Origin of the sequence: Acinetobacter lwoffii, assembly GCF_024129855.1 — a bacterium.
Taxonomy (GTDB): domain Bacteria; phylum Pseudomonadota; class Gammaproteobacteria; order Pseudomonadales; family Moraxellaceae; genus Acinetobacter; species Acinetobacter lwoffii_L.
In genome coordinates this window covers 344,678-356,004 of sequence record NZ_JAMXXC010000002.1, presented here as the reverse complement: position 1 = coordinate 356,004, position 11,327 = coordinate 344,678, and the positions used below count along the sequence as shown (strand labels likewise).

At 42.9% G+C, this 11,327-nt stretch carries 15 protein-coding genes and 1 rRNA gene; 4 read left to right on the top strand and 12 right to left on the bottom strand.

All coding sequences use genetic code 11. The features are described 5' to 3' along the window. The first annotated feature begins 277 nt into the window (after window positions 1-277). Window positions 278-392 (top strand): 5S ribosomal RNA (gene rrf / locus NI465_RS03515). 247 nt (window positions 393-639) lie between these two features. Here rrf and NI465_RS03510 read toward each other — a convergent pair. From NI465_RS03510 to rplM, 5 genes are all read right to left on the bottom strand, one after another. Further along, a complete protein-coding gene (locus NI465_RS03510) occupies window positions 640-1,287 on the bottom strand; it encodes a hypothetical protein (RefSeq protein WP_004281678.1) in 648 nt (215 codons plus the stop codon). A gap of 18 nt (window positions 1,288-1,305) precedes the next feature. After that, window positions 1,306-1,734 carry a ClpXP protease specificity-enhancing factor gene (locus tag NI465_RS03505; protein ID WP_253144320.1) on the bottom strand — a complete coding sequence of 143 codons (429 nt, stop codon included), beginning with the start codon at window positions 1,732-1,734 and terminating at the stop codon, window positions 1,306-1,308. A 9-nt stretch (window positions 1,735-1,743) separates the two neighbouring features. Continuing rightward, a complete protein-coding gene (locus NI465_RS03500) occupies window positions 1,744-2,397 on the bottom strand; it encodes a glutathione S-transferase N-terminal domain-containing protein (protein WP_044111679.1) in 654 nt (217 codons plus the stop codon). 330 nt (window positions 2,398-2,727) lie between these two features. After that, a complete protein-coding gene (rpsI, locus tag NI465_RS03495) occupies window positions 2,728-3,114 on the bottom strand; it encodes a 30S ribosomal protein S9 (RefSeq protein ID WP_004281681.1) in 387 nt (128 codons plus the stop codon). A gap of 13 nt (window positions 3,115-3,127) precedes the next feature. Continuing rightward, window positions 3,128-3,556 carry a 50S ribosomal protein L13 gene (gene rplM, locus NI465_RS03490; RefSeq protein WP_004281682.1) on the bottom strand — a complete coding sequence of 143 codons (429 nt, stop codon included), beginning with the start codon at window positions 3,554-3,556 and terminating at the stop codon, window positions 3,128-3,130. A 305-nt stretch (window positions 3,557-3,861) separates the two neighbouring features. Between rplM and pdxA the strand changes: the two genes are divergently transcribed. From pdxA to NI465_RS03475, 3 genes are read left to right on the top strand one after another with little or no spacing between them, the layout of a single operon-like run. Continuing rightward, window positions 3,862-4,830, top strand: a complete 969-nt coding sequence (gene pdxA / locus NI465_RS03485) for a 4-hydroxythreonine-4-phosphate dehydrogenase PdxA (protein WP_253144332.1) — start codon at window positions 3,862-3,864, stop codon at window positions 4,828-4,830. Between the two features lie 33 nt (window positions 4,831-4,863). Beyond that, entirely contained in the window at window positions 4,864-5,676 is an 813-nt protein-coding gene (gene rsmA, locus NI465_RS03480; RefSeq protein ID WP_004645966.1) for a 16S rRNA (adenine(1518)-N(6)/adenine(1519)-N(6))-dimethyltransferase RsmA, read from the top strand. 6 nt (window positions 5,677-5,682) lie between these two features. After that, window positions 5,683-6,528 (top strand): symmetrical bis(5'-nucleosyl)-tetraphosphatase, encoded by an 846-nt coding sequence (locus NI465_RS03475; protein ID WP_044111683.1) that lies wholly within the window; start codon window positions 5,683-5,685, stop codon window positions 6,526-6,528. A 51-nt stretch (window positions 6,529-6,579) separates the two neighbouring features. Here NI465_RS03475 and NI465_RS03470 read toward each other — a convergent pair whose 3' ends face one another. The 7 genes from NI465_RS03470 to hflX form a co-directional block, all read right to left on the bottom strand. Beyond that, window positions 6,580-7,026, bottom strand: a complete 447-nt coding sequence (locus tag NI465_RS03470; RefSeq protein ID WP_253144318.1) for a DUF2147 domain-containing protein — start codon at window positions 7,024-7,026, stop codon at window positions 6,580-6,582. Window positions 7,027-7,173: 147 nt separating this feature from the next. Then, a complete protein-coding gene (locus tag NI465_RS03465; RefSeq protein WP_004645963.1) occupies window positions 7,174-7,623 on the bottom strand; it encodes a DUF2147 domain-containing protein in 450 nt (149 codons plus the stop codon). A gap of 60 nt (window positions 7,624-7,683) precedes the next feature. Next, window positions 7,684-8,133, bottom strand: coding sequence for a DUF2147 domain-containing protein (locus NI465_RS03460; RefSeq protein WP_253144315.1), 450 nt, complete (start codon window positions 8,131-8,133; stop codon window positions 7,684-7,686). A gap of 203 nt (window positions 8,134-8,336) precedes the next feature. Beyond that, entirely contained in the window at window positions 8,337-8,783 is a 447-nt protein-coding gene (locus NI465_RS03455) for a DUF2147 domain-containing protein (protein WP_005106118.1), read from the bottom strand. A gap of 86 nt (window positions 8,784-8,869) precedes the next feature. Next, a complete protein-coding gene (locus tag NI465_RS03450) occupies window positions 8,870-9,544 on the bottom strand; it encodes an LrgB family protein (protein WP_253144313.1) in 675 nt (224 codons plus the stop codon). A 9-nt stretch (window positions 9,545-9,553) separates the two neighbouring features. Beyond that, window positions 9,554-9,925, bottom strand: a complete 372-nt coding sequence (locus NI465_RS03445; protein WP_213687630.1) for a hypothetical protein — start codon at window positions 9,923-9,925, stop codon at window positions 9,554-9,556. A gap of 40 nt (window positions 9,926-9,965) precedes the next feature. Beyond that, window positions 9,966-11,306 (bottom strand): ribosome rescue GTPase HflX, encoded by a 1,341-nt coding sequence (gene hflX / locus NI465_RS03440; RefSeq protein WP_253144311.1) that lies wholly within the window; start codon window positions 11,304-11,306, stop codon window positions 9,966-9,968. Window positions 11,307-11,327: the final 21 nt, after the last annotated feature.

The window sequence follows — 11,327 nt, the reverse complement described above, 5'->3', positions numbered from 1 at the left end:
AGGTTGGATGTGGAAGCATAGTGATATGTGAAGCTGACCAATACTAATTGCTCGTGAGGCTTGACTATACAACACCCAAACAGTTGTTGTATTAAGCATCAATCGATTCGATATTAAGCAAAACAGCTTGATTTAGTGAACGCTAAAGAACAAATGAGAGTATAATTAAGCACTGCTTAGTTCTACTCGCAAGAACTCAAATATACCTGTTAATGAATTCTATTTGGTAGAAAGCAAGGCAAAACGTAAGACCTAGCAAGTATCCATAAACAGTTGTGCTGGCGACCATAGCAAGAGTGAACCACCTGATCCCTTCCCGAACTCAGAAGTGAAACCTCTTAGCGCTGATGGTAGTGTGGGGTTACCCATGTGAGAGTAAGTCATCGCCAGCTCATTATTCCAAAATCCCCCTCCGCATTAGCAGAGGGGGATTTTTTTGTGCGTGGAATTTTAGATAAGATATTTAACATATCTATATCTCAAAGTTGATCAGATTCTTCTGAGACAGAGAATTCCTGTTAATTTTTTTGACCTATTGGGATCTCTGTAAAACTAGCGCTATAAGAGTTTACAAGCTGATCTTATAAACCTTACAAAATAAAAAACCAGCGATTCGCTGGTTTTTTATTGCAGACTATTTTAGCCAAACACGCGCATTACGGCTGCGATTAATACCCAAAGAATGACAATCGCCACGATGGGTTCAACAATCTTTGCCCATGTTGGGGTATTGATAACAATGACTTCTTCGACATCTTGATGCTGCTGATTCTGGCTTACCATTTGATTAAACTCCTTCATTGATGCTTCCAATGATAGCTCTTCTTGCACAATTGGTTTAGAGCCTTTGAGTTCTGTTAGCTTGTTTGTTGTCCAAACCCAATCATCTGCTTGACCAGATAAATGTTCAATTTGCCCGGTCAGTAATTCCTGAATGCTATGGATATTATGGTTGCCGGTATCATGCAGTTGTTTTAATTCAATAAGCTGTAAATGAAAAATTTCTGAAGTGCTGTGCTCAAGCTGGGCTCGATCCAGAGTGGATTGATTTTCCGGACTGGTAGCGAGATGACGCACGATTTCCAGGATATATAATTCATCAGGATGATTGATTTCATTATAAATTTTTTGTGGGTTATGACGCCATTCAGTAATAAGTTTTCCTAAAGTTAAGGCATTGATTTCTGATATATATTTTCGTCTTTCTTCTTTTGTATATTCTTTTAGAAGCTCAGGCTTTTGAGTCTCTATCTGTTCAACAAAATATTGTACTAAATCAAAAGCCATTCACTTGCTCCATTATTTTTAATCTAATAGTCTTAAAGTCGGTTTTTTCTTTGGTTGTTCAGTTTGTTTTTCAGTGCTTGATTTTAAAGCATCTTCATCATTTTGTGTATGCTCATATTCACCTGGATCAAAGAATAAACCTTGACCATTTTCACGTGCATAAATACCGAGTACTGCTGCCATAGGAACATAAATATCACGAGAAACGCCACCAAAGCGAGCCGAGAAGCTAATGGCATCATTGCTCATATGCAGCGCATGTACGGCATGTGGCACAATATTCAGAACAATCTGTCCATCTTTAATAAACTGCTCAGGAACCATGGTATTTGGGCGTGTGGCATCCACCAGCAGGTAAGGCGTCATATTGTTATCGCAAACCCACTCATAGATTGCACGTGCCATATAGGGACGGGTAGGGCTAAGGCTGAATTCTTGTTCGGACATGAGGTTTCTCTACGGATGCTTGAGTTGCGCTGAATAACGGTTCTTTTCCTGCAATGTCATGGATTTTACAAAGGCAGGACGACTGAAAATTCGTTGGCAATATAAATAAAACAGACGGCATTGCTGCTGTGGTAATTCTACACCCATCTGTTTCAGACGGATAAAAATTGGTGCCAGCATACAATCCAGGATACTAAATTGTTCAGACATAAAATAGGGAAAATGCTGGAAGAGTGGCATCAGTGAAATCAGGATATCCTGTAACTGCTTTTGTGCCTGAGTTCTGGCTTTCTTATCTAGCGTATCAGGATGGCGTAACATGATATCAGCCAGCTTTAACCAGTCATTTTCAAAGCGCCAGATGTATTGTCGTTGCTCTGCGCGGGGCATTGGGGCATCGGCATATAGTTTATTCTGACGATAACGATCATCTACATATTCTGAGATAATTGAAGTATTAAATAATTTGAGTTCATTTTCGATCAGCATCGGCAATTGATTATAAGGATTAAGGCTGGCCAGATCCTCATCATCGGCATCCACCAAAATCAGGTTATATTTAATCTGTTTTTCGGCAAGTACGTAGCGAATCCAATGGGAACGAAAGTCATCGACATGACTATAGAGAGTGATTCCTTGAAGAGGCGCGCTTTCGACTGACATAAATCCTGATGAGCTTCTAATGAATAGACTAGGATACTAAAATTCAACCTAAAAAGCACCAAGCATCAAAGATCAATCGGCTTGAGCCGAGGTAGATTATAAGAAAAACAACTGGAGGAAAATAAGATGCTGATCAAGCTTCCTGTCATTTTGCTATTTATCTGTATTGGGATCGCAAATTATTATTTGATGAAGTCGTTCTGGTGTCATGAGAGTGTATGAGGGAAAGATGTGCACGAACAATAACAAGAAAATCTTTCCATATATTCAGCTGATACCCATAAAAAACCCTGGAAAATCCAGGGTTTTTTGTCCGATTCGGTAAACGAATTAACGTTTAGAGAACTGAGGACGTTTACGAGCTTTACGTAAACCAAGTTTCTTACGTTCAACTTCACGAGCATCACGAGTAACGAAACCAGCTTGACGAAGAGCAGGTTTTAAAGTTTCGTCAGAAGCGATCAATGCACGAGTAATACCGTGACGGATAGCGCCTGCTTGACCACCAATACCACCACCAGCAACAGTGATGTAAAGGTCATATTTGTCAGTAGCTTCAAGAAGCTCAAGTGGTTGGTTAACAACCATACGAGCAGTTTCACGACCGAAATACTGTTCAAGAGTACGGTTGTTAATTACGAGTTTACCAGTACCAGCTGATAGGAAAACACGTGCAGTTGCGGTCTTACGGCGACCTGTACCATAATTAGTAGCCATGTGCTGTTATCCCTTAGATGTCCAAAACTTGTGGCTGTTGAGCAGCGTGTGGATGCTCAGTACCTGCATACACTTTCATTTTCTTGATCATTGCATAACCAAGAGGACCTTTAGGTAACATACCTTTAACAGCTTTTTCTAGAACTGCTTCTGGTTTGTGAGCGATTAACTTTTCAAAGTTAGTCTCACGGATACCACCAGGGAAACCAGTGTGGCGATAGTATTTCTTATCTTGTGACTTTTTACCAGTCACAGTGATTTCTTCAGCATTGATAACAACGATGTAGTCGCCAGTGTCAACGTGAGGAGTATAAGAAGTTTTGTGCTTACCGCGTAAACGACGAGCGATTTCAGTCGCAAGGCGACCTAAAGTTTTGCCAGAAGCATCAACAACGTACCAGTCGTGTTGAACCTCAGCTGGCTTAGCGCTGAGAGTTTTCATTAAACCACTACCTATTATAGTTGGTTTGGACTATGGAATCTGTCCAAACTAAAGGAGACGCGATTCTAAACGAATACGTGAAGAATCACAAATGAAAATTAAAATTTCAAGCGCTGTATTTTATCTAATCTCCCTGGTGAAAGAAAGACCTAAGCCTTTATATGCTACAAAAACTGCAACTATATTTGTAACCATAGTTTCAATGGTATCAAAATATTGATTTATAAGTACTCTTTGCAATGATTACTACAGCGTAGGCGTGATCGGGTTATAATATTTCTCAGCTTTGCCAAATTGAGAAGATGATGCTGCCTTTATATGTCACCAGTGGGGAACCTGCCGGAATTGGTCCTGATATTTGCCTGAGTCTTGCAGATCGTGTTGATGAGCGCCCAATTGTGGTATTGGCGGATATTCATATGCTCAAGCAACGTGCTCAGGTACTCAAATTATCGGTTGAGCTGATTGAATATCAAGGACAGGAGTCATCTTCAGGCATCGGTCAGCTATTTGTAGAGCATGTTCCCGTGCAGCAAGACGTCGTATTGGGTGAGCTGAATCCGAACAATGCGGCTTATGTACTGGAGCAACTGCGTCGATCCGCAGACTATGCCATGTCAGGAAAAAGTGTCAGCGTCGCGACTGCGCCTGTACAAAAGTCCGTGATAAATGAAGCGGGCATTTCTTTTAGTGGTCATACCGAGTATTACCAGGAATTTGCTGGTGTTCCACGTGTAGTCATGATGCTGGCCACCAAAACTTTACGCGTGGCCTTGGCCACTACCCATCTTCCGCTTCGTGCCGTGGCAGATGCGATTACGCCTGAACGCTTGCATCAGGTGATTGATATTCTGATTCACGACCTGAAATCCAAATTCAAGATTGAACAGCCGAATATACTGGTTTGCGGTTTAAATCCGCATGCCGGGGAGGGCGGTTATTTGGGGATGGAAGAAATTGAAGTGATCAATCCGGTACTCGAAAGCTATCGTGCCCAAGGTATCAACATGAGTTTAAGCCTACCTGCTGATACTTTATTTACTCCAGAAAACCTAAAAGATGCTGATGCTGTTCTGGCGATGTATCACGATCAGGGCTTACCTGTGTTAAAATCACAGGGCTTTGGTGAAGCCATTAATATTACCCTCGGCTTACCGTTTATTCGAACTTCTGTTGATCATGGCACAGCACTCTCCCTTGCGGGGACGGGACTTGCGAAAAGTTCCAGCCTGCACGTTGCTGTCGATTTAGCCCTCGATCTGGCGCGCCACTGATTATTGTTCATCACTCACGTTGGAAATGTTTTTATGTATCAAATTAATGCCTTAAACCCAAAAGATGAAGGGCATCAGGCTCGAAAAAGATTTGGTCAAAACTTTTTACATGACCAGCGTGTCATTGCCAAAATTGTACGCTCAGTCAATCCGCGTCCAGGTCAGAACATTCTGGAAATTGGCCCGGGTCTGGCCGCTTTGACTTCACCTTTAATTGGTGAATGTGATGCCTTAACCGTACTTGAGCTGGATCGTGATCTGGCTGCTGGCCTGCCGGGTCGTGTGCCGCATCCGGAACGTTTAACCATTATTGAAGCCGATGCCTTGAGATACGATTATTCTCAGTTGTTCCAAGAAGATCGTCCATTACGTGTGGTCGGTAACTTGCCCTATAATATTTCAACGCCACTGTTATTCCATCTCTTGGAATTTGGTGACAAAGTGCAAGACATGCATTTCATGCTACAAAAAGAAGTCGTGGATCGCATTACCGCATCACCCAATACCAAAGAATATGGCCGTCTGTCGGTGATGATTCAATATTTCTGTAAACCGACTTTCTTGTTCGAAGTGCCACCTGGATCTTTTAATCCGCCTCCAAAAGTAACTTCTGCGGTATTCCGTTTAGAGCCTTATAAAGTTAAACCGATTGTGGCGAAGAATGAAAAAGCGCTGGCACGTCTGGTATCTCATGTCTTTACCCAGCGTCGTAAAACCTTGCGTAACAGCTTGAAGGGTATGCTGGTTGAAGAGGGTTTTGAAAAAGCGGGTGTTGACCCGATGGCGCGTCCAGAAACCCTGACCCTTGAACAGTTTGTTGCACTTTCAGATCAAATGGTGGCTTAAATTACGATGAACCGTACTGCTCGATATAATTATGTGATTGGTGATGTTCAAGGCTGTTTTGAGGCCTTGAAAGCTTTGCTTAAAGAAATCCAGTTTGATGCAGAACAAGATTTTATCTGGTTTGCTGGAGATTTGGTTGCACGTGGTGAAAACTCAATTGCAGCATTGCGGTTTATCAAAAAGCTGGCTGAGCAAGGTGCGGCTGCGACGGTCTTGGGAAATCATGATTTGACTTTGCTGGCTTATGCCCGCGGCATCAAACCGGTGAAAGAAAAAGACAATGTTCGTGATGTGATTGATGCGATCGACAGTGATGACTTGATTGACTGGCTGCGCAAACAGCCAATGTGTCTATTTCCAAATGAGCAGACTATCCTGACGCATGCTGGGATTCCGAATATCTGGAGTGCAGAAAAAACTGCTCAATTGGCACAAGAAGTCGAAGCGATCATTGCTCATGATGACTTCGAGGTGCTGGATGATTTTCTGAAAGAAATGTTCGGGAAAGAACCCGCACTTTGGTCGGATCAGCTACAAGGCCATGAACGTATTCGCTGTATCGTGAACTACCTCACCCGAATGCGTTTAACTGACGCTGAGGGACGTCTGGAATACAGCTTTAAAGATGCGCTGGATGATCCGATGCCGGAAGGTTTTAAACCTTGGTTTGAGTTTGAATCACAGGCTGCGAAAAGTCATCAGATCCTGTTTGGTCACTGGGCCGCCTTGAATGGTAAAACCATTTCGAACAAGATTCAGAATGTAGATGGCGGTTGTGTCTGGGGTAATCAACTGATGGCATTCCGCCTAGAGGATCAGCAGATGTTTGCAGTGGATAATCCGGCGATGTAAGCACATTCCATAAAAAAGCCACGTGATTACGTGGCTTTTTAGTTTTAAAATTTAGTCTGCTCGAATCCAGGTCTGGTTACGGCCTAGAACTGAAACGCCAATACTGGCACGTAAGGTTAAACGTTTACCCGTATTGTTTAAACGCATTTTTGCATCATAAATTTTACCTGCCAATGGGTCGATAATACGACCTTTGTCATAATTCTTGGTGCCTTCAACCAGTTTTAGGCCTTTTAAAATGGTCATACCTAAAATAGGCTGATTGGTATAAGGTGCAGGACAGTTATTGCATTTTTCACGTGGATTATAGTCTGGGCGAGGCGTGATTTTTACAATTTTGCCTGAATAGGTATTATTTGCTTCTTTGCTAATGAAGATAATCGCTTTAGCCGCCCCCGTTTTATCATCAATTTGTTGCCAGGTCCCGGTAATATCGTCTGCCCAAAGATTGGTCATACATCCTGCTGTAAGCGCGGCAAGTAATATTTTTTTAAACATAGAGAGTCATTCCAAAGAATTTTTATCATCGCCCGCTCATGTTAGAAATCTTACTAAAATAGTCAACACTTATCTGAATACTATAGAGTTGATACACTGAAAAAAGCTGCCAATTTGGCAGCTTTTTTGAATAATGAGAATTAGGTATTAATCTTGGCGAATCCAGGTCTGGCTACGGCCTAAAGCGGACACACCCACATAACCACGCAAGGTTAAACGTTTACCATTGGCATTTAGACGCACTCGAGCGTCATAAACTTTACCTGCCAATGGATCAATCACTTTACCTTTTTCATAATTGTTGGTGCCTTCCACATGTTTTAAGCCAGTCAATACATCCATGCCCATGATCGGCTGATTGGTATAAGGCGCGGGACATTTATTGCAGGTCTTTTGTGGAGTATAGCCTGGACGTGGAGTCACTTTGATAATTTTTCCAGCAAAAGTTCCATTATCATTTTGACGAATTTCAATAATTGCTTTTGGTGAGCCGGTTTTATCATCAATTTGCTGCCAGATGCCCGTCAGATCCTGTGCATAAGCAGTCCCAGTCATCAGTGCAGCGATGAACATTAATCCTAATTTAGTTTGTTTCATTATATTTATGCCTTTTTTATAGATGAATAAAATATCCCCAACACAAAAGTGCTGTTTTTATTAATCCTGGCGAATCCAGGTTTGTGTGCGACCAATCGCAGAGATCCCGATATATCCACGTAAAGTCAGTCGTTTCCCATTGGCAGAAATCCGCCCTTTTAAATCATAAATTTTGCCAGTGAGTGGATCGAGTACCCGGCCATGTGCATAGTTATTTTTGTTGGTGGGTTTCAGTCCTTTAATGACGTCTAACCCCAAAATCGGTTTATCGGTATAAGGTGGTGGACATTTGACACATTTTTCCCGTGGTGTATAACCTGGGCGAGGTGTGACTTTAGTAATCGTTCCGGTATACGAGCCATCAGCCTGCGTTTTCATTTCAATCAATGCTTTAGGTGAACCGGTTTTATCATCAATCTGTTGCCAGAGACCAGATAACTCCTGAGCAAAAGCCATAGAGCCTGTGAATAAAGAAGCTGAAAAAAGAGTTAAAATTGCGATTTTATACATGAGATATCCTTATCCTTATTTTTTTATGAACATTCACCTAATTCCATGTGGTGAACGATGATGCAAACTACGTTAATACACTTTCATAATCTATATTGCATGAAAAAAGCATATGTTTAATATTCATACAACTTAATGCATTAAAATGCAAGTTTCTATCTACTAAAGCATAACTCCATCACATTTTTTTAATTAAGCAGGAATTAATCCTGCTTAATCCAGGTTTGACTACGGCCTAGTGCTGAAACGCCGATATAGCCGCGTAGGATCAGACGTTTCCCATTAGCACTTAATTTTGCCTTGGTGTTATAAAGATTCCCTGATAATGGATCAAGCAGCTTGCCTTGAGCAAAACTGTTATTGCCGACGTGCTTTAAGCCAGTGAGCACATCCAGGCCGAGAATAGGTTTATTGGTATAAGGTGCAGGACAGGACACACAGTTTTCTTTCGGGGTATATCCAGGACGCGGGGTGATTTTTGTGATCTTGGCAGCATAGACGCCGGAAGCCGTCTCACGAATTTCGAGGAATGCTTTAGGTGAACCAGTTTTGTCGTCAATATTTCTCCATGTCCCTGAAAGGTCAGAGGCCAAAGCCAGATGGCTGAAAGAGGCTAAAAGTAAAGTTGAAAAGAATTGAACCTTTTTCATATATCTGTTCCTAGGTTGGATTAGAGTTCTTACTCTATAGTAAGAACGATTACCACATAAAACAAATGATTAATTTGATTCACTAGTCACATTTTTTGCAAATAAAGTATAAACGTAGGCAACCAGACCGCGGTAAAGACTGCATTGACGGCCATACCAAATGCGGCATAACGTCCTGCAACACTGCCACGCTGCCAGGCCTGAGCTGTACCAATAGCATGTGCGGCTAGTCCTAAAGCCAGTCCAGAAGCGCGCTCATCATTAATATGTTTGAGAATAAATGGCGAAAAGGCTGCACCAATCACGCCAGAAAGAATCACAATCAGAATGACCATGCTGATGGGTGCATCCAGCAGGGTGGCAATATTAATCGCAATTGGAGTAGTCACGGCACGGGTAGCAAACGCCATAATGTCTGCAGAGGACATATGCAACAGATAAGCCAGTCCCATCGGTAAGGCGACAGCACTGATACTGGCAAAAACCAAAATGCCGATAATGGCTTTGAGCGGCAAGTCATCGTAGCGCATTGCGGCCAACGGAATGGCCAAGGCAACAGTCACATAGCCAAGTAAATGGTTGAAGAGTGGATTAACTTCATCCATATAATTTTCATAGGGAATGCCGAGCACAAATAGAATTGCCAGTATAAAGAACATGCTGAACACGATGACGGGAATTTGCGGAATGAATCGGTTACAGGGTTTGGCAATCAGATAGGCGATAAGGGTAACCGTAAAGCCATACAGAATAGATAACATGCGGAACTCCTATAACCAGCGCTTGGCCATTTTGGCGTAAATCCATAAAGGAATCAGGGTGCTGAAAAACATGATGAACAAGAAGGCGGGGATTTTCTGGCCCATATGAGCCAGCATCATCAGTGCACCTGCACTGACAGGCAGGAAGGCAAAGGCGCTTTCCTTCATGAGCTTGTTATTGGTATCGACCAGGCGAGCAGGAAGCTTGCCAAAATAGCGCCAGGTAAACAGCGCAATTAAAAGGCTCAATAACCCGACCAGATTACCTAATTCAGGATGATTCAGTTGGGTCATTAACCAGACTGAAGCTTCCCGAAAGACAATAATTAGTAACAGGGTGCCGATCCATGCTGGCCAATCTATTCGTTTTATCCAGTTCATTGCTATGATCATTAATATTAATAAGTTTACTTATCAAGTTTTACTCGATCTTTGACTGGATTTCAAACGCTTCCAGTGGACGCTGAAATTGCTGCGCCTGTTTGCCTAGAATTTCATCTAAAGGTAAATGCGCCTGTTTAATCAACTGTTCCAGTTTTTGTGGGGCAATTCGAATATGCAGATGTAGCTGACCTTCATCATCATAATGTTCAGACTGGATCACATTCAAACTATAGAGCTGGTTACGCAGCTTGCCATAAGCGGGTTTCAGGATTAAATCGAAGGACTGTAGTTGCCCCATCAAGGATTCATGTACCGCTTTACGCAGCAGGTCGATACCTTCGCCACTATGTGCCGAAACATAGACCCGTTCCGGTTCACCTGGACGTCGATAAATAATTTTGGCTTCTTCACCGCTACAGTCAATTTTATTGTAAACCTGCAGGATCGGAACATCGGCTCCAATTTCTTTCAGCACTTTTTCTACAGCTTCAATCTGCTCCAGCATTTCTGGGCTGCTTGAATCAATGACATGCAGTAACAGCGTGGCTTCTACGGTTTCCTCCAAAGTTGCTTTAAAGGATTCCACCAGAGAATGTGAAAGATTACGGACAAAACCGACCGTATCGGCCAGCACCAGATTGCCGATCCCATCCCATTCCAGACGCCGTAAAGTAGGGTCCAAGGTTGCAAACAGCTGATCGGCTGCATAGACATCGCTGTTGGCGAGTAAATTAAAGAGGGTCGACTTGCCGGCATTGGTATAGCCGACTAAAGATACTGTTGGAACAGCTGCTTTTTGACGGGCAACACGGCCTTGCATCCGGGTCTGGCGGACTTTATCAATGCGTGCCTTGAGCTGTCCCATACGGATACGCAGCAAACGGCGGTCTGTTTCCAGCAGGGTTTCACCCGGACCACGTAAACCAATCCCGCCTTTCTGGCTGTCGAGATTGCCACGACTACGAATTAAACGTGAAGATAAATGTTGCAGCTGTGCCAGTTCGACTTGCAGCTTACCTTCATAGGTACGGGCACGCTGGGCAAAAATATCCAGAATCAGTTCAGTACGATCGACCACGCGGCATTTAATCACCTGTTCCAGATTACGGGCTTGGGCTGGGGTTAGGGCATGGTCAAAAATGACCAGATTGGCCTCCAGCTCTTCAACACGTTCAGCGATTTCTTCTGCCTTGCCGGAGCCGATAAAAAATTTGGCATCGGGTTTCACCCGCTGAGCATAAATATGTTCCAGAATTTCAGCATCTGCAGACTGGGCCAGTAAACGAAACTCTTCAGCATCAAGGTCATCCAGCATTTGTACGCTGACACTCACCAGAATGACGCGCTCTTTCCCTCGATGTTGTTGTAAATATTCCACTCAGGCCAATCTCCACTTGAA

What these genes read in the sequence shown, in the direction of transcription:
- rsmA (WP_004645966.1), top strand. Translation starts at nt 4,864, where the DNA reads ATGTATCAAATTAATGCCTTAAACCCAAAAGATGAAGGGCATCAGGCT.
- NI465_RS03450 (WP_253144313.1), bottom strand. Translation starts at nt 9,544, where the DNA reads ATGTTATCTATTCTGTATGGCTTTACGGTTACCCTTATCGCCTATCTG.
- pdxA (WP_253144332.1), top strand. Translation starts at nt 3,862, where the DNA reads ATGCTGCCTTTATATGTCACCAGTGGGGAACCTGCCGGAATTGGTCCT.
- NI465_RS03510 (WP_004281678.1), bottom strand. Translation starts at nt 1,287, where the DNA reads ATGGCTTTTGATTTAGTACAATATTTTGTTGAACAGATAGAGACTCAA.
- NI465_RS03455 (WP_005106118.1), bottom strand. Translation starts at nt 8,783, where the DNA reads ATGAAAAAGGTTCAATTCTTTTCAACTTTACTTTTAGCCTCTTTCAGC.
- NI465_RS03500 (WP_044111679.1), bottom strand. Translation starts at nt 2,397, where the DNA reads ATGTCAGTCGAAAGCGCGCCTCTTCAAGGAATCACTCTCTATAGTCAT.
- NI465_RS03445 (WP_213687630.1), bottom strand. Translation starts at nt 9,925, where the DNA reads ATGAACTGGATAAAACGAATAGATTGGCCAGCATGGATCGGCACCCTG.
- NI465_RS03465 (WP_004645963.1), bottom strand. Translation starts at nt 7,623, where the DNA reads ATGAAACAAACTAAATTAGGATTAATGTTCATCGCTGCACTGATGACT.
- NI465_RS03470 (WP_253144318.1), bottom strand. Translation starts at nt 7,026, where the DNA reads ATGTTTAAAAAAATATTACTTGCCGCGCTTACAGCAGGATGTATGACC.
- NI465_RS03475 (WP_044111683.1), top strand. Translation starts at nt 5,683, where the DNA reads ATGAACCGTACTGCTCGATATAATTATGTGATTGGTGATGTTCAAGGC.
- rplM (WP_004281682.1), bottom strand. Translation starts at nt 3,556, where the DNA reads ATGAAAACTCTCAGCGCTAAGCCAGCTGAGGTTCAACACGACTGGTAC.
- NI465_RS03460 (WP_253144315.1), bottom strand. Translation starts at nt 8,133, where the DNA reads ATGTATAAAATCGCAATTTTAACTCTTTTTTCAGCTTCTTTATTCACA.
- NI465_RS03505 (WP_253144320.1), bottom strand. Translation starts at nt 1,734, where the DNA reads ATGTCCGAACAAGAATTCAGCCTTAGCCCTACCCGTCCCTATATGGCA.
- rpsI (WP_004281681.1), bottom strand. Translation starts at nt 3,114, where the DNA reads ATGGCTACTAATTATGGTACAGGTCGCCGTAAGACCGCAACTGCACGT.